Annotated in this window: 22 protein-coding genes and 1 pseudogene; 8 read left to right on the forward strand and 15 right to left on the reverse strand. The window is 70.2% G+C overall.

Going from position 1 to position 25,010, the window contains the following annotated elements; translation table 11 throughout:
• Positions 1-128: 128 nt before the first annotated feature.
• The 3 genes and pseudogenes from K7396_RS36050 to K7396_RS34125 form a co-directional block, all read right to left on the reverse strand.
• The gene (locus K7396_RS36050) at positions 129-644 is read right to left on the reverse strand and encodes a flavin reductase family protein (protein ID WP_373866981.1); all 516 of its coding nucleotides are present in this window, start codon (positions 642-644) and stop codon (positions 129-131) included.
• Positions 639-1,853: pseudogene (locus K7396_RS34120) on the reverse strand (styrene monooxygenase/indole monooxygenase family protein); the annotation flags it as partial. The gene K7396_RS36050 and the pseudogene K7396_RS34120, both read right to left, overlap by 6 nt.
• A 74-nt stretch (positions 1,854-1,927) precedes the next feature.
• The gene (locus tag K7396_RS34125) at positions 1,928-3,148 is read right to left on the reverse strand and encodes a styrene monooxygenase/indole monooxygenase family protein (RefSeq protein ID WP_152105279.1); all 1,221 of its coding nucleotides are present in this window, start codon (positions 3,146-3,148) and stop codon (positions 1,928-1,930) included.
• 517 nt (positions 3,149-3,665) lie between these two features.
• On the opposite strand from K7396_RS34125, the gene K7396_RS34130 reads away from it, so the two are divergent.
• Positions 3,666-4,646, forward strand: a complete 981-nt coding sequence (locus tag K7396_RS34130) for an AraC family transcriptional regulator (RefSeq protein WP_152105280.1) — start codon at positions 3,666-3,668, stop codon at positions 4,644-4,646.
• Between the two features lie 34 nt (positions 4,647-4,680).
• On the opposite strand, the gene K7396_RS34135 is transcribed toward K7396_RS34130, so the two are convergent.
• Complete coding sequence (locus K7396_RS34135) at positions 4,681-5,862, reverse strand: acyl-CoA dehydrogenase family protein (RefSeq protein WP_086721643.1); 1,182 nt, start codon at positions 5,860-5,862, stop codon at positions 4,681-4,683.
• Between the two features lie 120 nt (positions 5,863-5,982).
• The gene (locus K7396_RS34140) at positions 5,983-6,612 is read right to left on the reverse strand and encodes a GNAT family N-acetyltransferase (RefSeq protein WP_086721642.1); all 630 of its coding nucleotides are present in this window, start codon (positions 6,610-6,612) and stop codon (positions 5,983-5,985) included.
• A gap of 214 nt (positions 6,613-6,826) precedes the next feature.
• On the opposite strand from K7396_RS34140, the gene K7396_RS34145 reads away from it, so the two are divergent.
• A complete protein-coding gene (locus tag K7396_RS34145) occupies positions 6,827-7,855 on the forward strand; it encodes a S66 family peptidase (RefSeq protein ID WP_086721641.1) in 1,029 nt (342 codons plus the stop codon).
• Positions 7,856-8,106: 251 nt separating this feature from the next.
• On the forward strand, positions 8,107-8,922 hold the full coding sequence (locus K7396_RS34150) for an SDR family NAD(P)-dependent oxidoreductase (protein WP_152105281.1): 816 nt from the start codon (positions 8,107-8,109) through the stop codon (positions 8,920-8,922).
• A gap of 363 nt (positions 8,923-9,285) precedes the next feature.
• Here the strand turns inward: K7396_RS34150 and K7396_RS34155 are convergent, their stop codons facing one another.
• The 3 genes from K7396_RS34155 to K7396_RS34165 all read right to left on the reverse strand — a co-directional run bounded on the left by K7396_RS34155 (position 9,286) and on the right by K7396_RS34165 (position 13,177).
• Positions 9,286-10,791 carry an IPT/TIG domain-containing protein gene (locus tag K7396_RS34155; RefSeq protein ID WP_170314314.1) on the reverse strand — a complete coding sequence of 502 codons (1,506 nt, stop codon included), beginning with the start codon at positions 10,789-10,791 and terminating at the stop codon, positions 9,286-9,288.
• Complete coding sequence (locus K7396_RS34160; protein WP_086720741.1) at positions 10,788-11,660, reverse strand: YncE family protein; 873 nt, start codon at positions 11,658-11,660, stop codon at positions 10,788-10,790. The genes K7396_RS34155 and K7396_RS34160 overlap by 4 nt, the downstream gene beginning before the upstream one ends.
• Before the next feature lie 392 nt (positions 11,661-12,052).
• Positions 12,053-13,177 carry a homogentisate 1,2-dioxygenase gene (locus K7396_RS34165; protein WP_086720742.1) on the reverse strand — a complete coding sequence of 375 codons (1,125 nt, stop codon included), beginning with the start codon at positions 13,175-13,177 and terminating at the stop codon, positions 12,053-12,055.
• A gap of 208 nt (positions 13,178-13,385) precedes the next feature.
• On the opposite strand from K7396_RS34165, the gene K7396_RS34170 reads away from it, so the two are divergent.
• The 3 genes from K7396_RS34170 to K7396_RS34180 all read left to right on the forward strand — a co-directional run bounded on the left by K7396_RS34170 (position 13,386) and on the right by K7396_RS34180 (position 15,215).
• Complete coding sequence (locus K7396_RS34170) at positions 13,386-14,342, forward strand: LysR family transcriptional regulator (protein WP_086720743.1); 957 nt, start codon at positions 13,386-13,388, stop codon at positions 14,340-14,342.
• 233 nt (positions 14,343-14,575) lie between these two features.
• Positions 14,576-14,959 carry a luciferase domain-containing protein gene (locus K7396_RS34175; protein ID WP_086720744.1) on the forward strand — a complete coding sequence of 128 codons (384 nt, stop codon included), beginning with the start codon at positions 14,576-14,578 and terminating at the stop codon, positions 14,957-14,959.
• A gap of 40 nt (positions 14,960-14,999) precedes the next feature.
• Positions 15,000-15,215, forward strand: a complete 216-nt coding sequence (locus K7396_RS34180) for a three-helix bundle dimerization domain-containing protein (protein ID WP_086720745.1) — start codon at positions 15,000-15,002, stop codon at positions 15,213-15,215.
• 208 nt (positions 15,216-15,423) lie between these two features.
• Here the strand turns inward: K7396_RS34180 and K7396_RS34185 are convergent, their stop codons facing one another.
• On the reverse strand, positions 15,424-16,002 hold the full coding sequence (locus tag K7396_RS34185) for a DM13 domain-containing protein (protein WP_223660314.1): 579 nt from the start codon (positions 16,000-16,002) through the stop codon (positions 15,424-15,426).
• 326 nt (positions 16,003-16,328) lie between these two features.
• Here K7396_RS34185 and K7396_RS34190 point away from each other — a divergent pair, with 326 nt between their 5' ends.
• Entirely contained in the window at positions 16,329-16,634 is a 306-nt protein-coding gene (locus K7396_RS34190; protein ID WP_086720746.1) for a hypothetical protein, read from the forward strand.
• Positions 16,635-16,725: 91 nt separating this feature from the next.
• Here the strand turns inward: K7396_RS34190 and K7396_RS34195 are convergent, their stop codons facing one another.
• The 3 genes from K7396_RS34195 to K7396_RS34205 form a co-directional block, all read right to left on the reverse strand.
• Positions 16,726-17,628: an alpha/beta fold hydrolase gene (locus K7396_RS34195; RefSeq protein ID WP_086720747.1), complete on the reverse strand. Its 903-nt coding sequence runs from the start codon at positions 17,626-17,628 to the stop codon at positions 16,726-16,728.
• Between the two features lie 714 nt (positions 17,629-18,342).
• Positions 18,343-18,582, reverse strand: coding sequence for a hypothetical protein (locus K7396_RS34200; RefSeq protein ID WP_152105282.1), 240 nt, complete (start codon positions 18,580-18,582; stop codon positions 18,343-18,345).
• 83 nt (positions 18,583-18,665) lie between these two features.
• A complete protein-coding gene (locus K7396_RS34205; RefSeq protein WP_086720481.1) occupies positions 18,666-19,805 on the reverse strand; it encodes an inorganic phosphate transporter in 1,140 nt (379 codons plus the stop codon).
• 655 nt (positions 19,806-20,460) lie between these two features.
• On the opposite strand from K7396_RS34205, the gene K7396_RS34210 reads away from it, so the two are divergent.
• Entirely contained in the window at positions 20,461-21,003 is a 543-nt protein-coding gene (locus K7396_RS34210) for a DUF4232 domain-containing protein (protein ID WP_086720482.1), read from the forward strand.
• Between the two features lie 245 nt (positions 21,004-21,248).
• Here the strand turns inward: K7396_RS34210 and K7396_RS34215 are convergent, their stop codons facing one another.
• The 3 genes from K7396_RS34215 to K7396_RS34225 all read right to left on the reverse strand — a co-directional run bounded on the left by K7396_RS34215 (position 21,249) and on the right by K7396_RS34225 (position 24,969).
• On the reverse strand, positions 21,249-22,121 hold the full coding sequence (locus K7396_RS34215) for an SAM-dependent methyltransferase (RefSeq protein WP_425275740.1): 873 nt from the start codon (positions 22,119-22,121) through the stop codon (positions 21,249-21,251).
• A gap of 370 nt (positions 22,122-22,491) precedes the next feature.
• A complete protein-coding gene (locus K7396_RS34220) occupies positions 22,492-23,907 on the reverse strand; it encodes a DEAD/DEAH box helicase (RefSeq protein ID WP_152105283.1) in 1,416 nt (471 codons plus the stop codon).
• A 300-nt stretch (positions 23,908-24,207) separates the two neighbouring features.
• A complete protein-coding gene (locus K7396_RS34225; RefSeq protein ID WP_152105284.1) occupies positions 24,208-24,969 on the reverse strand; it encodes an alpha/beta hydrolase family protein in 762 nt (253 codons plus the stop codon).
• Positions 24,970-25,010: the final 41 nt, after the last annotated feature.

Below are 25,010 nucleotides of genomic sequence, written 5' to 3' on the forward strand. Positions count from 1 at the left end.
ACCGGCGCCCCGCTCTATCCGAATCAGGCGGCGATCATCCGCTCTCCGCAATCGGCTACCGGGGATCCTGGAGGAGGAGTCCGGTGCCTTAGGACAGCCACAGGACAGTCATGGCACCGCCTGTCCGTTCACAGATCGGGATGCTTCGTCGCCACGTGGTAGTACCCCGAGTGGAACACCAGAGGGGCCCCGCCGTCGGCGTCGTACTGTTCGACCTCGCCGAGGAAGATGATGTGGTCGCCGGCGTCGAGGCGTTGGACGGTGCGGCACTGGAAGCGGGCGACCGCGCCGTCCAGGAGGGGCGTGCCGGCGATGCCGGGGGTGGTGGGGGTTCCGCGGAACTTGTCGTCGGCCGGGGTGGCGAACTGGCGGGAGAGGTGGTGCTGGTCGGCGGCCAGTACGTGGACGGCGAAGTGCGAGGCGTCGGTGAAGTCCGGGAGGCTCGGGCTGTTCTTGCCGGGACACCACAGGACGAGGGGCGGGTCCATCGAGACGGAGGTGAAGGAGTTCGCGGTCATGCCGACGCTGCGGCCGTCGGGGGCGCGGGCCGTCACCACGGTCACGCCGGTGGCGTACTGGCCCAGCGCGCGGCGCAGCTCGCGGCCGTCGAAACGGGCGGCGTGCTGGGCGCGCTTCTCGGCCAGGAAGCGGTGCGCCTCGGCCTCCTCGAACCACCAGCGGTAGAGGGTGCGCGGGTCGTCGAATCCGGCGGCGAGGGCGCCGGCGACGGAGGGGACCTCGGCGGCCGCGGCCAGCAGGTCGCGGTGGTGCGGACTCAGTTCCGCCAGGAGGGAGTTGGTCCAGCCGACGGCCCACTGGGCCCAGCCGCGCCAGAAGTTGTCGAAGGTGCGCTGCATCCACTGCGGGGTGAATTCGGCGGTGCCGTGGCGGAGGATGCTGTCGAGGTAGTGGGTCGCGGCCTGGGCCGCGTTGTTCGAGCCCTGGCCGGTGATCGGATCGTTGAGGACGACGGCGTCGGCCATGCCGAGGACGTGCCTGCCGGAGGCCAGGCGGGCGACGGGGTGCCGGACGGTCGGTGTGACCCTGCCGCGCAACACGCCGCCGTGGTCGGTGAGCCGGGCGTGCCGGTAGCGCGCGTAGGCGTCGGGGAAGAACCGGTGGAGGATCTCCAGTGAGCGGGTGAGATGGCCTTCCGGCGTGCGGATGTCGTCCCAGCAGTCCATCGGACCGCCGGGGACACCCTCGAAGACCATGATGTCGCAGGGGCCGGTGGTGGTGAGGGCCGGGAAGGAGAAGAATTCGCCGACGCCGGGGATCAGGCGGTAGTGGACGGCGTCCTCCCCCTCCCGCGGTGCCGCTCCCGTGACGTACGTCAGGGCCAGCACCCGGCGCGGCCGGTCGTACGGGGAGAGTTCGGAGTTGCGCGGGAAGAGCCGGCTCAGCTCGCCCTTCCCCGTGGAGACCACGACGAGATCGTGCGTGCGGGCATACCATTCGAGGTCGTTGACGCCCGCCTCGTGCAGCACGATCTCGCCGCGGCCGCCGTCCGCGAACTGCTCGATCCAGGCGGCGCACTTGACCCGCTGGTCGACGGAGTGTGCAGGGCCCTCCAGCGGCGCGCGCCAGGAGACGTCCGGAGTGCCGTGCGGACCGATGAGAGAGAACGCGATGCCGGAGATGTCCGGGGCCTGATCCTCCCAGTGGTGCAGGCCGAGTTCGCGCTCGCTCTGGAGCGCGGTGTCGAACATGCACTGACTGGACATGACCGGGCCGCGGCGTATCTCGTCGGGGTCACGGTCGGTGACCAAGGTGACGTCATAGCCGTGTGCCTGGAGTCCCAGGGCGAGTTGGGCACCCGCCTGCCCGGCTCCGACCACCGCGATCCTTCTCATGCCCTGCTGTCCTGCTCTCGTTGCGGAACTATCGCTGACGTTGCGTCAGTTTGCTGCTTGGTCTCGGCAGTCGCTCAGGCGCCGGTCTCCGTCAGGTAGTTCTTCGCGGCGACCGGGTCCATGAACCAGTGGAACAGGTCGCGCGGGTCGTCGAAGCCGTTGACGAAGCGGGCGGCGATACGGGGGTTGGCGCCGGCCGCGCCGAAGAGCTCCAGGACGTGCTGCGGCGGGGCACCGAGCATCGCGTTGGTCCAGACCGTGGCGGACTGCGCGTTGTCCCAGAAGCGGCCGAAGGCCAGCTCCATGAACGCGGCGTCGTACGGGTGCTCGCCGTGGTCCAGGATGGTGGCCAGGTAGGAGGCCGCGCACTTCGAGGCGTTGTTGGACCCCTGGCCGGTGATCGGGTCGTTCAGGACGACGACGTCGGCGAGGCCGAGCACCTGCGCGCCGGAGGGCAGCGTGGCGACGGGCTTGCGGACGGTCGGCGCGAAACGGCCCGCGAGGGTGCCATTGGCGTCGGTGAGCGCGACATCGGCGCAGCGCTCGGCCTCCCACGGCACGTACGTCCGCAGCAGCTCCTGGAACTTCGCCAGCTGCTCGTGCGGGGTGAGCCCGTCGAAGCAGTCGAGCGGGCCGCCCGGGATGCCCTCGAAGAACATGATGTCGCAGGGGCCGGTGGTGGTGAGGCTGGGCATGGTGAAGTACTCGCCCACACCCGGGATGACGTTGAAGCTGACGCCGGGGCGGTCGGGCAGCGCCGCCATGCCCGTGACGTACGCCAGAGCCAGCGCGCGCTGCGGAGCGTCGTACGGGGAGCGCATGGCGTCCCGCTCGAACAGTCCGGCGATCTCGCCCTTGCCGGCCGCGACGATCACCAGGTCGGACTCGGCGGCGTAGCGCTCCAGGTCCTCGATGCCGGCCTCGCGGAGTTCCAGACGGCCGCCGCGGCGCGCGAACTCGCCCATCCAGAGCGGCATCTTGACGCGCTGGTCGATGGAGCGGGCGGTGGCCTCGAGGCGGGCGCCGAAGGAGAGCGCCCGGCCGCCCTGGCCGTCGGCGATGCTCACGCCGAGACCGTCGATCGACGGGCAGGCGTTGCCCCAGAAGTCGAGACCGAGGTTGCGCTCGTGGGCCAGCGCGGTGCCGAACATGGCCTGGCTGGACATGACCCGGCCCTCGCGGATCTGGTCCCCCGTGCGGTTGGACACGAGGGTGACGTCGAAACCGTGGTCGACCAGGCCGATGCCGAGCTGGAGGCCGGCCTGGCCGGCTCCCACGATGGTGATCTTGCGCATGAGGGGGATCTCCGGGTGTTGAGGTGTGCGTTTTCGAGCGGTGCCGTGCGGTGCCGTGCGCTGGGCAGCGTTCCGGCAGGTGGGGGAGTCACCGAGTGAACGGGGATGGGGGGCGGCCGCCCGCCGAGGGGGGATGGCGGGCAGCCGCCCGGGGCCGGGGCACCCGTAGGGCCGGGGGAAGGCCCCGGGTGACCCGGCCGGCTAGAGGGACCCGGCCGAGTCGGCGGGTCGGAGCAGCGGAGGCAAGGATGCCGCGGCGTGCCGGGGTACGGCCTTGGCGGCCGTCGCCGCACCGGTCGCGCGTAATAAGCGCGGCGCAGCCACGACGGGCCATCCGCTGGGCGTGACTGTGCCTCTGGTGAGCGCAGTCCGGCCCGGCACTCCCTGCATTGTTGATTCCCAGGATCTCTCGGGTCCGCGGCGGTCGGGGATCAATCTTGATATGGCAAGATCGCCTGCGCTATCCGGATCACGCGGGTCGCTGTCCCGATCGCGCATATCGGCGGTGGAGGTTTACATGCCCGCTGAAAATTCCCCCCTGGCAAATCACCAGCTGTTCCATACAGCGGACATATGGGAGGCGCGGGCCGAGGTCGGCCGCGCCTTCTGTCCGCATGAGCTGCGCATCACACGGCGTTCCGCGACGCTCGACGCCCGGCTGCACGGCACACCCTTCGACCGGACAGGTCTCTATTACCTCGATTACGGAACGGAAGTCCGGATTACACCGGGCGACCTGGAGAGCTTCTTCCTCGTCCAGATCCCGCTCGCCGGTTACGCCGAAATCGCCTGCGGCCGCGAGGAGATCATTTCCTCCCCGGAACTCGCTTCTGTCCCCTCTCCGACCGGAAAGTTGGACATGCGATGGGGTGACGGCAATCCGCAGCTGATCGTGTGGTTCGACCGCTCGTCGCTGGAATCGCACCTGGGCAGTCTGCTCGGCCGCACCGTGCGCCGCCCGCTGCTCTTCTCCCTCGGCATGAACCTCACCACCCCGGGCTCCAAGTCCTGGCTCAACGTCGTCGACCTCATGCGCCGGGAAGCGGAGGGGCCCGGCGGGATGACAAACCAGCCCTTGGTGACAAAGCAGCTTGAATCACTGCTCATGACTCAGCTGTTGATGGCCCAGCCCAGCAACTACACCGCGGCGCTGCTCGGCGAGCAGCCGCGCGTCGCGCCGCCCGCGGTCCGCCGCGCCATGGAGGTCATCGAGGGACACGCCGACGAGCCGCTCACGGTCGCGGAGATCGCGGAATGCGTCGGCGTCGGCGTACGGGCCCTTCAGGAGGGCTTCCGCCGGCACCTCGACACCACCCCGCTCGCGTACCTCCGCGACGTCCGCCTGGACCGCGTACGCAAGGAACTCCTGGCCTCCGACCCGGGTGCCACGACCGTCACCGCCGTCGCCTCCCGCTGGGGCTTCCTGCACCCGGGCCGGTTCTCCCTCGCGTACCGCCAGCAGTTCGGGGAGTCGCCGTCGGAGACCTTGCGGGTGTAGTGGCGAGTGGCTCCTTCGACCGCCGCCCTGCCGGTCAGGGCGTCAGGTCGAGGAATTCCCAGTGTGCCTGCGGCTGCGCGCCGCTGAGCCATTTCCCGCAGTTCTGCAGGACCGTGGGGCTTGAGGTGATGTGCTGGGTGCCGGTGCCGAGATCACGCAGGAACCGGTCGATCGGCCCGCGCCGGATCGCCGCCGTCCCCGCCCATCGGTGCACGGTCCGGCCCACGTCCTGCACGGTCCACGTCGCGTGGTTGAGCACCAGCCTGAGGAGCGTGTCCTGCTCGGTGCTCAGCGACTCGCCGGCGTCCAGGGTGCCTTCGATCTCTCGCCAGACCTCCATCGCCCACGCCCGTGCCGAACGAAGCCCGGCTTCGGCGGTCGCGAACTCCGCGTGGAACTGCGCGGTGTCGACGGCGGCGTTACGGGTGCCGGACTTGGCCGCGGCCACCCGCTTCATTTCGTCGAGCAGGCGCCGCCCCACACCCAACGCCCACCCCGTGTGTCCGATGGCGGACATGTTGACCAACCCGAGGTGGTAGATCGCGCCGCCGTTGGCCGGGTCCGTCGTCGTGGCGAGATACGTGTACGCCGCCGGGACGAGCACATCGGCGCAGTGGTAATCGATACTGTGCGTCGCGCGCAGCCCGAGCACATCCCAGTTGTCGACGAGTTCCACCTGTGATTTCGGCATCGCCAGGACCCGCAGCTCCCCGGTGCCCTCGACCTGGATCGCACTGTGGATATGGGTGGCGTGCGCCATGCCGGACGCGAACTGCCAACTGCCGCTCACCAGAAAGCCACCGTCCACCGGGACGGCCCGGCCGGGCCGGGTGCCGTGCCCGGACAACAACGCGTGGTCCCCACCCGCGACATCCGGGAACAAGTCGGCCGCCGCGGCGGCATCGAGATAGGCCGCGGTGGTGCCGGTCATCAACTGCAACGCCATCATCGTCCAACCGGCCGAGGCGTCGTGGTGACTGACCCGCTCGACCGTCTCTATCAACTGGCGTGGGGAGAATTCGTAGCCGCCGAGGCTCTGGGGCAGTGCGGCCCTCACGACCCCGGCTTCCAGCAGCGCCCGCGCGGTGTCCTCGGTGAGCCGGCCGAGTTCCTCGGCCGCGTCCGCGTTCTCGTCCAGCGCCCCGCCGAGTGCGTCAATCCGCTCGAGCATCGCGGGAAATTCCGGGCTGACATGCAATCCGACCGAGACCGCCATGGAAGGTTGCTCCTCGCTATCAGTACTGAGTCAGCGTCACCATAAGGGAGCGACCGTACTGTTACTCCGCCTCCCGGCGTTTGTGGGTTCGACCACCCGCGTACGGCCGACGTACTTGCTTCAGGGCCGGTAGCTGTACTCCGCCACCGTCGTGTGCTTTTTCCAGCCCAGCGTCTCGTACAGGGCGCGTCCGGCGTCGGTCGCGCCCAGCACGCCGAGGACCGCGCCCGTCTCCAGGGCGTGGTCGGCCAGCGTACGCATCACGAAGTCGCCGAGCCCGCGCCGCCGATGGGCCTCCCCGGTCACCATCCGGTCCACGACCACGGTTTCCCCGAGGGATGCCATCTGCCCCTGGGACGCCTGCTCGCCCGCCGCATCCAGCACCCGAACGTAGGTGACGGCTCCAACGGTCTCCACGGTGACGGCGTACCCCTCCGGCGCGACCGGGTTCGTGGCCATCAGGTCAACAGCCATCAGATGGCCGGCCTCCTCCCTCGCCCACCCCCGAGGCAGCCAGGACTCGATCTCCTCCGGCTCCGCGGGCATCTTCATCCAAGTCCGCGGCACGGACACCGAGGCAGCGGCACTGCGAACCAGCGACTCCTCGGCCTCGGGCAGGACATGGCGTCCCACTTCATCCGGGTTGCCGGCCACCTCGATAGAGAACCCCCAGGGCTTCCTGACCGGCGGGGGCGTCTGCCGGGACAAGGCCCAGCCCGCCACCCACGTCCTGACGATGTCCGCAACCATCAAACCCTCCCGAAGTGGTGACCGCGCCAACGGCCAGGTAATAGACAGTAGTTGGTTTCACACGTTACGTCGCGACGCGGCCCGCGGCATCTGCTTTCGGCCGGAGGGCCGGCCCGGAGGGGCAGCCGTGAAAGATCACGAAGAGCACAGCAGCCGACGACGTGCGCGGAAACCCGCTGCCCAGCCGGCCCGGTGCCGTGCCAGAATCCCGCGCATGCCCATTCGCTATCCACGCCCGTTACGCTCCGGCGACCGCGTCGGCGTCACCGCACCGTCCAGCGGAGTCGACGAGAAGCTCCACGCGCGCCTCCACCTGGCCCTCCGCGACGTGGAGGCCCACGGATACGAGGTGGTCCTCGGCCGGTGCATGGACGGCTCGGGACACGTCAGTGCTCCCGCGTCCGAGCGCGCGGACGAGCTGATGTCCATGCTGACCGATCCCGCGATCAGGGCTGTGGTGCCGCCATGGGGCGGGGAGCTGGCGATCGACCTCCTGCCGCTGCTCGACTGGGATCGACTGCGCGCAGCCGAACCGACCTGGCTCGTGGGGTACTCCGACCTGTCGACCCTCAGCACCCCGCTGACCCTCCTCACCGGCATCGCGACCCTTCACGGCAACAACCTCATGGACACGCCTTACCGGGTGCCCGAGGGGCTGGTCTCCTGGCTCGACATCGTCGGGGCGCCACGGGGGCACCGCTTCACGCAGATCCCGCCCGGTCGCCACAGGGCCACGGGCTGGGACGACTGGGCTGTCCAGCCCGAGGTGCGGGAACAGGCGCTCGACGTGCCGGGAACATGGACGCGCTTGGACGGGACGGGAGACCTGGAGGTCGAGGGCCGGCTCATCGGGGGCTGTATCGAGACGCTGTGCCACCTCACCGGAACCGGATACCTCGACGCCTCCGAGTTCGCGCGAGCCGAGGCCCCGGAAGGGCTGCTGGTGTATGTCGAGGCCAACGGTGACGATGCCTTCACCATCTGCCGGGCCCTGCACGGTATGCGGCTGGCCGGCTTCTTCGACTCGGCGAACGCGGTGCTCGTCGGACGGACCTCGGCACCAGGCGCCCCCTCGCTGTCCCAGCACCAGGCCGTGCTGGACGCGCTCGGCCCCTTGAACGTGCCGATCATCGCTGATGTGGAATGCGGTCACGTCCCGCCGTACATGCCGATCGTCAACGGGGCACACGGCCGCCTGATCCACACCACAGGGCGAAACGAACTCACCCAGACCCTGCTCTGAGAACACCCACTCACCTCACCGGCCCCCGCAGAGCGGCGGGAGCAGCCGGCCAGGCGACCGCTGCCGCTGTGCCGGCCCGACCGCATCCGAACGCGCGACGCACGAGACCGGAGCCACCTGCGGTCGTTCTTCGCCGCGCACCCGGCCGCGGTGCCGACGGGAGCGGCACCCGGTCGGCCCGGCGGTGCCGGCGCTTCGTATGCTCGCGGCGCGGGGAACCGGAAGCTGACCACCTTCGGAGGCGAACGACCATGTCGGAACAGCGAGTTGTCCTGGTGACGGGCGGGGGAACGGGAATCGGAGCCGCCACCGCCCGGGTGCTGCGCACCGCCGGGCACCAGGTGGTGATCTCCGGACGGCGGCCCGAGCCACTGCGCCGGGTGGCCGAGGAGACCGGAGCCCTGGCTCACCCGTCCGACGTCGCCGACCCCGAGGCCGTGCGCGAACTCGTCGAAGCGACGGCGACGGCTTACGGGCGACTCGACGGTGTGGTGCTCAACGCCGGAATCGGGCGGGGCGGCGCGGTCGGCGACACCACGGCAGAGGACTGGGAGGAACTGATCCGGACCAACCTCACCGGCCCGTTCCTGCTGCTGCGCGCCGCGCTGCCGCATCTGCTGGCCTCCCGCGGCGCGGTGGTCGCGGTCGCCTCGGTCGCCGCGCTCCGCAACAGCGCCGGCAACGCCGCCTATGCGACGTCCAAGGCCGCTCTGCTCCACCTCTGCCGCTCCCTCGCCGTCGACTACGGCCCGCAGGGGCTGCGGGCCAACGCGGTGTGCCCCGGCTGGGTGCGTACGGAGATGGCCGACCAGCGGATGGCGCGGTTCGCGGCGGAGGCGGGGTTGGCGGGCGGTGCCGAGGCGGGGTACGAGGAGGCGAACCGGCTGACCCCCGCCGGGCGGCCGGGTGAGCCGGAGGAGGTAGCCGAGGCGATCGACTGGCTGCTGTCGCCCGCCGCGTCCTACGTCAACGGTGCCGTCCTCACCGTCGATGGGGGAGTGACCACGGTCGGCGTCGGCGGAGTGGCCTTCGACCACCGGGTCGAGGCGCGCGCCCCGCGCGGGTAGCGGAGGGGCCGGCGAGACGGGTCTACCGGACAGGCCCGTGTCCCAGGGCCCGTGGCGCGGCTGGAATCCGTGGCGGGGCACGGCGCGGAGGGAGGCCGGGCCTGGACGACGCTGGCCCGGCGGCAGCCGTGCTCGTCGCAGTCGATCTTCCCGCTGCGGGATGTGAACCCTCGGCAGGCAAGAGGGAAGCCCCGCCCGGTACGTGACCGGACGGGGCCTCCTGGTTTCCTCGCGGCGGGACAGTCGCCGTGCACCTCGCCAGAGAAGAGGCGCGCGCCACGTCGGGCCCTGCGCTCGCCCAGCAACGCGCTCTTCAGCGCTCCCCGTGTCCGAGGGGGATGTCTCTGGCGGCGGCTGGTGCCGTCACAGGGTGATGACGGCGCCGTGGGCGGTGGCGGGCTGGTTGTTGGCGCTGCCCGCGTAGGTGGCGGTGTATCCGCCGTTGAGGATGATCAGCGGCAGCGCCAGGATGGCGGGGCAGGTTGCCACGCCTTGCGCGTTGGTGGTGGACGTGCACAGCGTGGTGCTGCCGGTGGTGAAGGTGATGGGCTGTCCGGCGAGGGGCTGCCCGGTGTCGAGGTCGGTCAGCGTCGCGGTCAGGATCCCGGCGTAGGGGTGGGGCGGGAAGACCTGGACGATCGCGGGCGTTGCGGTGAGTTGGGTGCGGTCGCGGGTGTAGGTGAAGGGGATGCTCGCGCTGCCTCCGGGGGTGGTGACGGTGACCGTGACGGTGCCGGCCGCGTGCGGGGGCAGGGTCGCGGTGATCTCGTTGTCGGAGACGACCGTGAAGGGCACTGGGGAGCCGTTGACGGTGACGCTGGTCGCGCCGGTCAGACCGGTACCGCTGATGGACACCTGGGTGCTCGCGCCGGCCGGCCCGCTGCTGGGGAAGATGGCGGTGACGGTCGGAGCCTGCGTGACGTAGGTGTAGTTGGTGCCGCTGATGGCGGTTCCACCGGGGGTGGTGACGGTGACCGGGCCGCTCCCGGGTGCGTGCGGCGCCGTGATGGCGACGATGGTCGTGTCGTTGAGCACCTGGAAGCTCGCGGCGGGGGTCCCGACGAAGGTGACCGCGGTGGCGCCGGTGAAGCCGGTCCCGGTGATGGTGACCTGGGTGCCGCCCGTGGTGCTGCCGGAGGCGGGGGTGAATCCGCTGATCGTCGGGGCCGGGGTGACGTAGGTGTAGGTCACCGGTCCGGTGGCGGTGCCTCCGGGAGTGGTGACGGACACCGGGCCGGTACCGGGTGCGTGCGGCGCGGTGATCGCGGAGATGTGGGTGTCGTCGATGACCTGGAAGCTGGTGACCGGGGTTCCGGCGATGCTCACGGCGGTCGCGCCGGTGAAGTTGGTGCCGGTGATGGTGACCAGGGTGCCGCCGGAGGTGGTGCCCGAGGACGGGCTGATGCTGGTGATCGTGGGCGCGGGCGGGACGAAGGTGAAACTGCCGCCCGTTCCGGTGCCCAGGGGAACGGTCACGCTGGCCTGGACGGTTCCGGCGGCATGCGCGGGCGTGGTGGCCGTGATGGTGTTGTCGTCGACCACGATGAAACCGGCGACGGGGGTGGAGTTGAGCGTCACGGCGGTCGCGCCGGTGAAGCCGCTGCCGGAGATCGTGATCGGATCGCCCCCGAGCGTGGTGCCGGACCCGGGGGTGATGCTGGTGACGATCGGCCGGATCTGCAGCACGCTGACGTTGTTGCTGCCGTTGTTGGTGACGTAGAGGAAGTTGCCGTCCGGGGTCACCGCGGCCCGGGAGGGCTGGGTGCCCACGGCCAGGGTGGTGAGGATCGTGTTGGTCCCGGTGTCGATCACGCTGACGTTGTTCCCGCCGAAGTTCACCACGAACACCAGCGTGCCGTCCGGATTCACGGCCGCACCGGCCGGGGTCGCGAAGCCGTTGATGGTGGTGACGACGCTCGGGGGGCCGGTGGTGGTGTCGATGACACTGACCGTGCTGGAGCCGTTGTGGCCACGTAGGCGAAGTTGCCGTCGGGGGTGAACACCACGCCGATCGGGGTGCTGCCGACGCCGACGGTGGCGGTCACCAGGTTCGTCGCGATGTCGATGACACTGACCGAGCCGCTGCCGGAGTTGCTGACGTAGACGGTCAGGCCGTCGGGGCTCACCGCCACGCCGTTCGGCAAGCTGCCGACGGTGATGGTGGCGATCGACAGGTTGGTGCTGGTGTCGATGACGCTGACGGTGCCGCTGCCGTGATTCGCCACGTAGGCGAAGGCCCCGTCCGGGGTGATGTCGACCTCGAACGGGTTGGAGCCGACGACGATGGGGGCACCGGTGATCGTGTTGGTGCTGGTGTCGATGACGCTGACGGTGTTGCCATTGCCGTTGGTGACGTAGACGAAGTTGCCGTCCGGAGTGATCGCCACGTCGATCGGCCCGTTCAGGCCCGTGACGGTGGCGGTCACCAGGTTCGTCGCGGTGTCGATGACGCTGACCGTGTTGCCGCCGTTGTTCGCCACGTAGGCGAACGCCCCGTCCGGCGTGATCTCCACGCCGATCGGCCCGGTTCCCACGGGTACCAGGGCATTGGCGAGCAGCGTCGCCACGCCCGGCGCCGCCGCCGTGACCGGTCGTCCCGGGAACGGGAGAGCTCCGCATCCCTGCGAGAGCATCGAGGCGACAGCCGCCGCGTAGGTCTCCTGCGCCTCCGTGCTCATCGGCGTCGCCTGACCGCCGGCCGCGGCTGAGGCGAGCGACCGATTTTCTGCGTTTTCCATGACAGCCTCCTTCCATCAGGGGCCATCGGCCACCCGGGCCGCCATGTTCGTCACGGCTCAGCGGGTGGTGGGATTTCCTCATCCGGGCGCGCGTACGGCAGCCGGACCCGGAAGTCACGTTTCTTCCACGGCACGGCCGTCCACCCCCGGTGAGGGATGGACGGCCCGCCGGATTTACACCTCCAGTAGTAAGGCACCGTCGGCAATCCGGCGTCCAGACGGCGGATCGCATATGGCCCGAATGGCCGAGCGTGCAAAACCGTCGCCGAACTCCTTCCGGCCGGGACGCGGTGCGTCGCCTGACCGCCGGTCCTGACGGACAGCTGACCACCAGAGCCGGGTCCGGGATCCCCCGCGCCGGGCAGGCGGGCTGTCGGCGGAAGAGGCCGGCGTCAGCCGCGGTAGCTCTCGTGGCGGGCGAAGTCGGGGATCTCGACGGCTTCGAAGGCTTCGGTGCAGCGCAGCGGGCGGACGGTGTCGACGTTCCACACGTAGAACGGCAGCCGGGTACGCGGGTTGGCGTGGCGGACCTGGTCGGGGCCGTGGTTCATGCCGGCCGGTGTGACGCTCGCCAGCCCCGCCGGCGGGCCGGCCTGGCTGCCGTCGCCGGCGCCGAGGAAGACGAACAACTCGTCGTAGTCGGCGTTGCGATGGGCCGGCTGTGCCGTGTCCGCGTCGTCCGCGGTCTGGGTGGGCCGGGGTGCCATGGTGACGAACCAGTTCTGCCCGGCCTGGAAGGTGGCGTGTGCCACCGGCGGCATTTCGAGGCCCTCGCAGGAGAGCGGGCGGAGGTCGGCCAGGCGCAGCCGGAAGGGGGCCAGGGTGCCGGTCCAGCCTTCCACGTCGGCGGGGTCGAAGGCGTAGAAGATCGAGGACAGTTCGCCCGCACGTTGGACGAGTACCTCCCACTCGCCGGCCCGGTTCTGCGCGGAGGGGACGCTGATGTCGGCGTCGAGCCTGGGGACGTCGAGGACGCCGCGGTCGAAGGGCAGGAAGTGCCCCAGCAGCCCCCGCTCGGGGAGCGTGATCGGCTCCCGCGTCTCCACCACGTAGGTGACGTGCCGGTCGGCCCCGGGGTCGGGGACGATCCGGTAGTTGGTGCCCTTGGGGATCACCAGGTACTCCAGCGGCCCGTAGACGAGGGTGCCGTAGTCGGTGACGAGGGCGCCGCTGCCCGACTGGACCAGCAACAAGGTGTCGCCGTCGGTGTTGCGGAAGTAGTACGGCATCGGCGCCGTCCGCTTCGACACCGAGACCGTGAGGTCCTCGTTGAACATCAGCGGCGTCGGCAGGGCGCGCTCGTCGTGCTCATCGGCGGCGGGAACGTCGGTGAGCTGAACGCCCCGTGGCCGGATCGGCCCCTCCACCCGCAGCCAGTCCGTCGTCGGGTGGGCGTGGTAGAGCTGGGAGACCTCACCCTCGAACCCCTGCCGGCCGTGGTGCTCCTCGAAGGTGCCCTCCGGCACCCGGGCATGGGCCTGGCGGGAGATCCGGCCCTGAACGTGCTTGGCGAACATGCAGCGACTTCTCCATCGGGCACCGGCGAACGCCAAGTGCCCTATTGAGTAGGTGAGTTGGAGGTGTATGTGGTGTGGCGGCGGGGCCGGGAAGGGAGCCTGTGCCCCTGCGGCGTCATCACTCCAGCAGTCAACAACCGCAGCGTGCCGCCGGTCCAACACCGTTCCTCGGATACCTGACAGCCTCAGACTGTTACGGTGGGGATTTGTGGACCTCGACCTGCGCCAGGTGCGCTACGCCGTCACCCTCGCTGACGAACTCCACTTCGGCCGCGCTGCGGACAGGCTCACCATCGCCCAGCAGACCCTCTCCGCCCAGATCAGAACCCTGGAGAAGCGACTCGGCGTCCCGCTGTTCACCCGCGACCGCCGCCACGTCGCCCTCACACCCGCCGGCGAGACCTTCGCCGAACGCGGCCGACGCCTCCTCGCCGACGCCGAGCGCCTGGTCGACGAGATCACCCACACCCGCACACCTCTGCGCATCGACGTCGTCGCCGAGGGCCTGCCCTCCACGCTCCTGATCCCTCATCTGCGCAGCCAGGCCCCCGACCTGCCGTTCGAGGTGCTCCAGAGCCACGGCCTGGCCGCAGCACTGCCCCGCCTCCTGGCCGGCGACCTCGACCTTGCCTTCGGCCGCCCCTTCGGCCTCGGCCGTCCCCTCGGGGCCGCCCTCGCCACCATGCCCGTGGGCCTGGACCCGATCGGCGTCATCGTTCCCACCGGCCACCCCCTCGCCGACCGGGACGAGGTCCCCCTCGCCGCCCTCACCGATCACCCACTCCTGATCCACTCGGCGGACGAGTCCGCCGAGTGGCACGACTGGGCCGACCAGGCCGTCGCCGCCTTCGGACTGAAGGTGGCGACCCGCGTACGCGGCCAGGGCCGCACCTCCGCTCTGGCCGCCGTCCAGGCACTCCGCCAGCCGGCCTTCGGCCGCACCTCCGCGCACCTCCCCGACGGCCTCACCGCCCGGCCCCTGACCGACCCCGTCCCGCTCTACCCCTGGCACGCCGTCTGGAACACCGCCACCCCGCACCCCGCCGTCAACCAGGCCCTGGAACTCATCCACACCTACGCCCGGACCCACCACTGGCACCGCCCACCGAGCGCCAACTGGTGGCTCCCCGAGCCCGATCGCGACTCACCGCGGGCCACGAACTGATCGCGACGGGTCTCTGGGCGGACCGCGGACCGCGGGCCGCGGGGTGCTCCGGTGCTCCTGCGGGGCGTCCGCGCCCGGCGCGGCAGCAGCGACGACGGCTGAACGGCCTTGGCGCTGTCACACGCCGACGAGCCCTGGGCTCGCTGTCCGATCTCAGACATTTCATGGTCAGGGCCAGGTTGCGAACTACTTGCGCATGGGTGTCCTCATGGTGAGCGCCCCATGATGGAGCCATGGCAGCGGCCTCGCGTGCCATGACCCAACTTGTGAGCTGGCCGGACCTTGTGGTGGCTCGGCCCAGTTGCGGCACCGGGTGGGCCCTGCGCTCGGTCAGGGCTGAGATTGCGCACTTCCACTCCGACCGAAGCGCCGACCTGCACCTCACGGCCGGGAAGATCCGCCGCTTCGAGAACGACCTCAAAGACTTGTCCGCCATCCGGCTCGTACCGGACTCGCACTGGGTGACCATCTGCCTGGAATGCGACGCGGACATCGACCTGCTCCTGACCTTGGTGAGCGTCGCTCTCCACGCACACCAGGGATGTCCGGATCCCGGCAGCGTGCCGCCCGCCCGGTGCAACGATCAACATGGCGGTCGTGCACGAGACTTCCCGTGACGACCGAGCCGGACCATGTCCCAGGTCAGGGGAGAACAGCATGGCGATCAACGTACGTGAGGAAGAAGCCATCCAGGCCGTTGTCGAACGCCTCACGGATGCGTACCACACGACACGCACCCGCATGGAAATCGAGGCAGCCGTCACCGAGGCCCATACCTTCTTCAAAGGCCGGCCTGTCCGTGACTTCGTTCCCGTCCTCGTCGAACGCAAGGCCCGCGCTGCCCTCGACAACGCAGCCTCGACCGGGCATTAACTCCCCTGTGGAGTCACAGATCGACGTCTTGGGCGAGACCTTCCAGCAGCCACAACGGTTCGGCCCCATGCCCAGATCGAGCAGCCAGGCCGGGGCGTAGCCGCGCGCCCGGTTACGGATCTGGGCGGACCGTCCGGGGGATGGTGGGCGATGCCCCGGCGTCGCAACCAGGCGCGGGACGACCCAGAGCTGCGGGCTGTTCAACAACTCAGCCGGTCACCTGGGCGAGGTCGGCCGCGCCGAAGGAGACCGAGAACCGCTCGCACCAGATCACGGCGCTGCGGAACGTCGACAGGTCCGTGCCGGCGGGGACGGAGTAGTTCTGGTTTCCGAGGTTGCCCTTGAGCTTCCCGAGCTCGACTGCCCCGTCATCGAGCCCGGTCTTCGCCGTGTCGGCGGTCCGGGGCGAGAGATAGACCCGTACATCCGGCCCCTCGGAGGTCTTGAGGTCCTCCAGCCGCAGCACCTGGCCGCCGTCCGCCAGCCGGACCGTACGGGCGGTGCCGCTGGTGTCGTGTTCGTGGGTGACGAAGTGGCCTTCCGCGAGGGCCTTCGGCGTCCTGCTCGGCGCTTCCCCGCCCTTCGCGCCGGCGTCGTCTCGCCTCGGCTGCCCGTGCCGCCCGTCCTGCTCCTCCTGCGTCTTCGGGGCGGAGGCGGTGGGCAGTGACTCGTTCACCGTGGTGTCGGTGAACGCCTTCCAGGGCTGGAAGAGGCAGAGCCCGATGCCGGCGGCAACCACCAGCCCGAGGAGGAGGGGCACGACGCTACGGCGGGACACTCGGGACACCGGGATCTCCTGAAGGGGACAAGCGGGCCGAACGTGATCCGCCGGCCCATCATGCGTACAGCAAACCCGCACTTGTCCTGTTCGGGGTAGCGGGGAAGAGGCCCTGTAAGACACCGGTAACCAGCCCGCTGCAGACCCGACCTGGGCAGCGCATACGGTCCTTGCGCCTGGCGTCATCGTCGCCCTGGCCGAGCAGGTGGGCCGGCTCACGCCGGCCTGCACCGTCGACCCGGGGGAGTCACCCGTTCGGCCGTCCGCGCGGTGCGTTACGGCAGGTCTCCGGCCGATGCTGCTTTCAACCCAGTGAAAAAGGAGTGGTACCGGTGATGCCCTTGGCCGATGACTGGCTGGCTCCCTGGGTCGCGCAGGCGCACTCGGCCCTCGAAGGGGTACCGCTGGCCGGCTTCCTGGCCGACCTCGCCACCGCCGCCCCTGCGCTGGGCCGGGCCACGGCGCACGTCATCAGCCTCCCCCTACGCCCGGCCGCAGTCGCCCTGCGCACATCCCCCGAGATCCTCACCGCGGCCCTGGCCCAACTCGGCGCGGCCGGCCTGCTCACGTGCTCCTTCGACGGCGACCCCCACGCAGCACAAGCCACGATCACCCTGCTGCCCATCGGCACATCGCCCTGATCACGAGGCAACAACGCACGGGCCCGCGCCGGTGAACCGCCCGTACCGGCACTTTGGGTACGGGCGCCGCCCGGTCCGCCCCGGTGCGCCGTCAGGGCGTGGAACGTCTCAGCCGGCGGCTCAGGAAGAGTGCTCCTGCCCCCGCGATCAGCGAGGCGGCGGCGATGCCGGTGAGTGCGGTCGCCGCCCGGGAGTCGTGGGAAGCCCCCGTGGCGGGCAGTGACGGGCGGACGGAATCGTCCGCGGTGGCGGCCTGGAGGACGAGGTCGGTGACCTCTTCGGGGTGGGAGATCATGGCCACGTGGGAGGAGTCGATCTCCACCGTGTGGGACCCCGCACGCTTCGCCTCGAAGCGTTCCTGATCGGGGTTGATGGTCTTGTCCTGCTTCGCGACGAGGAACCACGAGGGGATGTGCCTCCAGGCCGCCGCTGTGGCCTTCTCCGAGAACGCGGTGGTTGCCACCGGCCGTTGGGTCACCGCCATGAGGCTCGTGGCGCTCTCCGGCAGGTCGGCGGCGAATACCTGATGGAGCCGGTCGGGCTTGAGGTAGAGGTCGGTCCCGTTGACGCCGTCGGCCTGATAGGGAACGGACCTGGTGGCAGTGCCGAGTTCGCTGGGGAACCTGGCGGCCAGGGACATACCGTTCTCGCCCACGTCGGGCATGAGCGCGGATACGTACACCAGGGACTTCACCCGGGGGTTTCCGGCTGCCGCCGAGCTGATCAGGGATCCGCCGTAGGAGTGGCCCACGAGCACGATCGGGCCCTTGATGCTGTCCAGCACGGAGGCGATGTAGGAGGAGTCGTTGTACAGCCCGCGGAGCGGGTTGGCAGGGGCCATGACGGCGTAACCACGACGTTCGAGCCGCTCGGCGACCCCGTTCCAGCTGGAGGCGTCCGCGAACGCCCCGTGCACCAGCACGATGGTGGGTTTGGTCGTGGTCGTGCCCCCGTCCGCGGCGGCAGGCGGTGCCACGGACGAGTACAGGGCCATGACGCACCCGGCCGCGAGGGCATGTGTGCGACGTATTCGGTGCGGTGAGCCGGGTACCGGAGCTGCTGCCATGGTGTTCGTACCTTCCGTGAGACCTATGGCACCTGAGTGTTCACGGCTCCGTACCGGCAGGCGCGGCCACGCACACCAGCCGGGTCACGGGAGTGGGCCATGGAAGTGAATGGCGGGGTCGTCGGGCAGCGGTCGGCACAGGGCGATCGCGATTCCGTACCGCGTCAGTTGTTCACCGAAGGTGAGATGCCATGTTCCCGGGGCGACCATGCGCCGGATTCGGCGCGGCCGCGCGCCGCCTCGGTGGCGCGGCCCCTCGGCATTGCCTGCGGCGATACGGACTGGCGGGGACCGGGTGGGGAGCCGTTGGCGGCTGCATGGCAGAGCCTCTCCATGCGCGCTCGTAGCCGGAAGCGTTTCGATCCGAACGACATCCCTGCTGGGGCGCCGCCCGGCCGGTGCCGGCGGCGGGGTGATGGTGTGGCGGCGGTCATCGGCGTGCCCTTGGTTCCATCGCCACGTGGCCGGCCCAGCGGTCTTATGCCGAGGTCGTGTGCTGTGACCGTGCGCTGTTCTCCACGGAAAGACGTCGCCGCGGAAAGACGCCACCCCGGAGACCGGGTTCCGCGGTCAGCGGCAGGCTGACCAGGCAGGTGGAAGCGGGCGCCGGGGAGCGGGGAGCGGGGAGCGGCAGGGGCGGGGTCAGCCCGGAATGATCAGGTCGATCCCGTAGGCCGCGACCGTGAGGGAGGCGGCGAAGCACAGCACCGCGGTGGCGGCCGCCACCTTCTGCGGCCGGCCCCGTGGCACGTCGGGGGCGGGCTCTCCGTATCCGGCGCGATCCCATGCGGCCAGGCCGAGCGAGAACATCACGATCACCACTACCGTGACCCCGAGGCTGACGCCGACGACCCCGGCGAGAGCGCCCCAGTCGATTTTCATTGTCCCGCATCCCCTTTCCTCTGCCCGCTTCCTCTGTCCTGCCCTGTCCTGTCCGGAACGGCGACGGGGCAGGTCGGGCCGCCTCAGGCGACCGGCTTGACGGTGGGCTCCGGAGCGGATTCCGGCGCCTCGTTGACGTTCTCCGCGCTCACCGGGCGGCGGCGCGAGAGCACGTAGAAGGCCGCCGCGGCAGCCAGCGCGACGCCGGCCACCAGCGCCACTCCGGCGTCGCCCTGATCGGCCACCCACGCCGCCACGCCGCCCACGGCGGCCGCGGCCGGCAGCGTCAGCAGCCAGGACACCGCGATCCGCCCGGCGACGCCCCAGCGCACGTGTGCCAGCCTGCGGCCCAGCCCCGCGCCGAGGATGCTGCCCGTGCACACCTGGGTGGTCGACAGCGCGAACCCCATGTGCGACGAGGCCAGGATCACGGCGGTCGCGCTGGTCTCGGCGGCGAAGCCCTGCGGCGCCTGGATGTCGGTGAGCCCCTTGCCCATGGTCCGGATGATCCGCCACCCGCCCACGTACGTGCCCAGGGAGATCGCCAGGCCCGCGCTCAGCACCACCCACCAGGGCGGCCCAGCGCCATGGGCGAGCACCCCGCTCGAGATGAGGGCGAGGGTGATGACCCCCATCGTCTTCTGGGCGTCGTTGGTGCCGTGCGCCAGCGCGACCAGGGACGCCGATCCGATCTGCCCCGCGCGAAAGCCCTTCCCGACGACGCGGCGCGACGTCCTCCGGGTGATCACGTAGGCGAGGTAGGTGGCCAGGAGCGCGATCAAGCAGGCCACCACCGGTGAGGCGATCGCGGGGATCACGATCTTCTCGATGATCGCGCCGAAGCGCACGGCGGAGCCCCCCGCCCCGACCCACACCGCGCCGATCAGCCCGCCGAACAGGGCGTGGGACGAACTGGAGGGCAGTCCGAGGAGCCAGGTGACCAGATTCCAGAGAATCGCCCCGATCAGCCCGGCGAAGATCATCACCAGGGATACTTCGCTGTCCTGGACGATGCCGCCCGAGATCGTCTTGGCCACTTCCGTGGAGAGGAAGGCTCCGGCCAGATTGAGCACCCCCGCGACGGCGACGGCGACCCGGGGGCTCAGCGCCCCGGTGGCGATCGAGGTGGCCATCGAGTTGGCCGTGTCATGGAATCCGTTGGTGAAGTCGAAGGCCAGGGCGGTGAGGATCACGGCCACGAGCAGGAAGGAGACAGAAGCCATCCCGGTCCTCCACGTCGAAGGCGGTCCGGCCGTGCGCACTCCGAAGGGTGTGTGCGAACCGCCGTCTCTCCCACGCTAAGCGCCCCTCCGAATCGCTGCCAACGCGGCGGCGTGGGCCCGTCGATGGAGGTATGGATGTGGGCGGGCGGGTCCGTGTCCGATCCCGCGCGTCTGTGCAGCCGGGCGCATGGAGTCCGGACGAGTCCGCCCCTCTCGCGTGGCAGCCCAGGTCCATGCCGCGACAGCACGGCGCACCCGGACCCGGCGCTCCGTACGCCCGACCCCTCGACGCGGAGGGGTGCGGCCGTTACGCGGGGTGCGCTCGTTCTCCGACCGGGACGAGGACGGACGGGGACGGATGAAGACGGACGAGGGCGGACGAGGGCCTCAGGAAGGCGTATCCGCGCAGGTGTCCGCTGCGCCGGCGTACGGCTTCCCCGGTCCCCCCCGTGACGGCGGCTACCCGGAGCCCCGGGCCGTAGCCCGTGAGCAGTGCTGTCGTGGCCGGCCAGGCCCGAAGCGGAGACGCACGCCCGCCCCTGACTGCCGGAAAAGGTTCTCCGGCACACCGAACCTTCCCCGGGCATTGCACATCTTCAGGTGCGCAGGCGCGCGTTGACCTCGCGCGCCGATTCGCCTTCGAGGGGAACCCGATATGAAGAGCAAGCTGACCGCCCTGGCCCTAGCGGCCCTCGCCGTCGCCGGCACTGCCGCCACCGCCGCCCCGGCTTCGGCGGCCCCCGTCAAAGCCGAGCTGACCCGCTGCCACACCGCCGACCTGAAGGCCGGCTTCGCCACGGGGGAGGACGCCAGACCGGAGATGGAGCGGACCGACAAGCAGACCCAGGCGTACATCTGGTTCACCAACCAGAGCAAGCGCACCTGCACGCTGTCCGGCTTCGCCGGTGTCGACATGATCGGCGCTCAGGGGACCGACGGCACCTGGTCGCTGGCACGCTCCTCCACGAAGCCCGAGAAGATGACCCTGGAGCCGGGGGACACCGTGGACTTCAGCATCACCCTGCTCCCGGTGGCCAAGTCCACGCCGCAGAAGGAGAAGTTCGTACCGGCGACGTTCCTGGTCACCCCGCCGAACGAGACGGCGCACTTCACCCTGAAGTGGCCGTTCGGCGGCCAGATCCTCAAGCAGGACGGCGCCACCCACCCGGCCACCTACCTCAACCCCGTCGGGCGGTAACCGACCGGACAACCACTGAGCAACCCTTCAGCGTCGCTGGTGGCCACCGCAGGACCCCCGGAACGAGTCGCAGCCTCCGGGTAGTGCGGTGGCCACGTCTGACGCGCGGCACGCCCGCCTCCTGAAGTGGAGATGCCGTTCTCCCGACAGATCGGGCCAGTTGCAGCGCGGCATCGAGACGGGGATGCCGCGCCCCATGCACAACGTCACGAGTCAGTCGTGTCCGCGGCGGACGTGTCCATGGCTCATGACTTACGGGCGACGCCGCCGGCGATGCACCGCTGGGCCGCGCTCTTCTCCTTGAGCTGCGGGCCGTCCGGCCACCAGTCGCTACAGGGAACCAGGCCCGGAGGGACCATCTCCAGACCGTGGAAGAGCTCCTGCAGTTCGGCCCTGGTGGAGAAGGTGCCACTGCCCATTGTGCTGTGCAGGAACATGTACTCCATCTTCCGGGCGACCTGGCTGTGTTCGTCCTCCGGGTCCAGGAAGTGACTGATCGCCACGTAGGAGCCCGACGGCAGCGCGTCGATGTAGGCGCGCATGATGTCCTTGCGAGAGCGCGTGTCCTCGTCCGTGCAGTGGTGCAGTGTGCCCATGTGCAGCAGCGCGATCGGCTCGTTCCAGTCCAGCTTGGACCGTACGAGGTCGTTCTGCAGCAGCTTCTCCGGTTCGAAGATGTCCTCGGAGACGAGGACGGTGTTCTCGTTCTCCTCCAGGAGCGCCCGGCCATGGGCCAGCACTGCTGGGTCGTTGTCCACGTAGACGACCCGCGAGTCCGGGTTGACCCGCTGCACCACGTGATGGGTGTTCTCCGCGGTCGGTAGGCCCGAGCCGCAGTCCAGGTACTGGGTGACGCCTGTCCGGCCGGCCAGGAACCGGCAGGTGCGGATCAGGAAGGCGCGGTTCTCGACTGCCAGGTCCGGCACCTCCGGAACGGCCTTCCGCACACTCCGAACTACCTCGCGGTCCACCTCATAGTTGTCTTTGCCGTTGAGGAAAGCGTCGTACACCCGCGCGATACTGGGTCGTGTCGTATCGATATATGCAGGCGCGGAGTTATCGGACGTAGCGCTGGATATGGGGCACCTCGCTGGAAGTCTCGTAGACGGGACGGCGATCGCAACGCGGTGGTGGTGTCACTGCGTATCGAAGGGGCCGGTTGACCGACGGGCTCTTATCCGGGAAACCTACCGAAAACACTTCCCTGGTTGCCGCAACAGGCCGCACTCACCCCTTCGCATGGCCTGGAGCAACACCACGGCAGCCACGCAGATTTGAGCCCGGAAGCAGGCCGCGGATGGACCGCCGCCTCGTCGGGCGCCGTGAAGAAGGCACGTGCTGCCGGACACCGGCGAATTGAGCTGCTGTTCCGGAGTTCAGAGGCATGCTGATGTGCCGTCGACCGGCGCATGCGATGCCGGCCTGGGCATCCCGGGGGCCACGGCAGCCCTTATGCGATCAGGAATGTCCGGCGATGAGGGCCGGCTCTCAGCCGCCGCGGCGCACCCGGGCTGCCTTGCGGGCCTCGGCGAGCTTACGGGCCTCGGCGGCCTTGCGGGACTTGCCGCCGCCGGCGCGGGAGGCGTCCTTGCTGGTGCCCAGGCCACGGAAGGGGGTATGGGTGTTCTTTTCGCGGCGGGCGGCGGACTTACCGTCGAGCGCGGCGCCGGAGGGGGCCTTGGCCCCGGTGATCCGGCTCAGCTCCGCCTCACCCGAGCGCACCCTGGTCGTGGTCGGCTCGATACCGGCCTCTGCCATCAGGCGGCTCATCTCCCTCCGCTGGCCCGTGAGCACCAGCGTGACGACGCGGCCGGACCCACCGGCCCGTGCGGTGCGGCCCGCGCGGTGCACATAGTCCTTGGGGTCGGTGGGCGGGTCGACGTTGACCACGAGATCGAGGTCGTCGACGTGCAGGCCCCGGGCCGCGACATTGGTCGCCACCAGGACGGTGATCTGGCCGTTCTTGAACTGCGCGAGGGTACGGGTGCGCTGCGGCTGCGACTTGCCGCTGTGCAGGGCGGCGGCATCCACCCCGCTGGCCCGCAGGTGGCGGGTGAGCTGGTCGACCGCGTGCTTGGTGTCCAGGAACAGCAGGACGCGGCCGTCGCGGGCGGCGATCTCCGTGGCGACGGCATACCGGTCCGGGCCATGAACGACCAGCACGTGGTGGTCCATGGTCGTGACCGCGCCCGCGGACGGGTCGACCGAGTGGACGACGGGGTCATGGAGGTAGCGCCGGACCAGGTGGTCGACGTCGCGGTCCAGGGTGGCGGAGAACAGCATCCGCTGGCCGTCGCGGTGCACCTGATCGAGCGCCCCGGTGACTTGCGGCAAGAAGCCCATGTCGCACATCTGGTCAGCCTCGTCGAGGACGGTGATCCGCACCCGCCCCAGGCCACATGCCTTGCGCTCGATGAGGTCGTGCAGGCGGCCAGGGGTGGCGACGATGACCTCGGCCCCGTCGCGCAACGCAGCGGCCTGCCGGCCGATCGACATGCCGCCGACGATCGCGGTCATCCGCAGCCGGAGCGCGTCGGCATACGGCGCGAGTGCCTCGGTGACCTGTTGGGCCAGCTCCCGGGTAGGCACGAGGATCAGGGCGAGGGGCTGCTTGGGCTCCGCGCGCCGCCCGGCCGTCCGTGCGAGCAGCGGCAGGCCGAAGGCGAGGGTTTTGCCCGATCCGGTGCGCCCGCGCCCCAGGACATCGCGTCCCGCGAGGGCGTTGGGCAACGTGGCTGCCTGGATCGGGAAGGGCTCGCGCACGCCGCGCTCGGTGAGCGTTCGCAGCACCTCGGCCGGCAGTGCCAGGTCGGCGAAGGAGCCGACCGGGGGCAGCGTCGGGGTGGGGGGCACCGGCTGGGCGGGGGCGCCGTGCGAGGTGTCGAGGTGGTCCGGGTGGTTCACGGAGAGCCTTCCGTATGCGGAACGTACCGAGGAAGGCCCGGCAGGACATGAGCAGCCGACGAACAGGCGGGGGAGCGGACGAGCGGAATCGCCGGCCGTCACAGCCGTCACAGCCGTACAAACGCCTGAGGGTAACACAAAGTGACAGGGTGCCCTGGTGCCATGGCCCCCGGGAGTCACCGTGCGCAGCCCGTTCCGACGCGCCCGGAGCACCCGCCGCTGGGACGACCGCCCCACCCGCCCCTGCCCCCGCACCTATCCGCGCGACCGCTTCACCACCTGAGAGGTGTCTCCGGCGGGCTAAGGTCCGGGGATGTACTGATCGGCCCAGGCGCTGATGATGTGGGCGGCTCGCTGTGCTTGTCCCCGGGCGGTCAGGAGGTGGTCGGCTCCTTCGAGTGAGACGAAGCTTCGCGGGTGCCGTGCCTCGCGGAAGATCTCTCCGGCGTTCTCGATGTCGACGGTGTTGTCGGTCGGTGAATGCAGGACGAGCAGCGGCAGGTCCAACTCGCCGATCCGGTCCCGCAGGTGGGCACGGCGGACGTCTTCGACGAAGGCGCGCTTGAGTACCAGGGTCCGCCCGCCGACGAACCACTCGTGCGATCCTTCACTGAGCACGCGATCCACGACCGCGTCGTACTGCCGCTCGACGTGGCTGGGATCGACCGGCGCCCCGATCGTGGCGACCGCGCGGACGCCGGTGGCCTCGGCCGCCGCGGCGAGGACCGCGGCGCCTCCCCACGAGTGCCCCACCAGCAGGTCTGCCGGGGTCCCGCGCTCCGCCATCATGGCCGCGGCACGGATCGTGTCCTGGACCTTGACGGTGAAGGAACCGTCCCCCCAGTCGCCGTCGGAGTCCCCGATCCCGAGGTTGTCGAAGCGCAGCATGCCGATCCCCTCACGTGCCAGCTGCTTGCTGACACGCGACGCGGCCGGCGACCCCTTGCCGAGGGTGAATCCGTGCACGAAGATCCCCCAGCCGCGGATCTCGCCGTCCGGCAGGTCGATCGCGCCGGCCAGTTCGGGGCCGACGACGCTCGGGAATCTCACTTTTTCGTTCATGTTCTGATCACCTAGGCAGGGGCTGTTCGTGGAGCAGAGAA

It is taken from the genome of Streptomyces angustmyceticus, assembly GCF_019933235.1.
GTDB classification, from domain to species: domain Bacteria; phylum Actinomycetota; class Actinomycetes; order Streptomycetales; family Streptomycetaceae; genus Streptomyces; species Streptomyces angustmyceticus.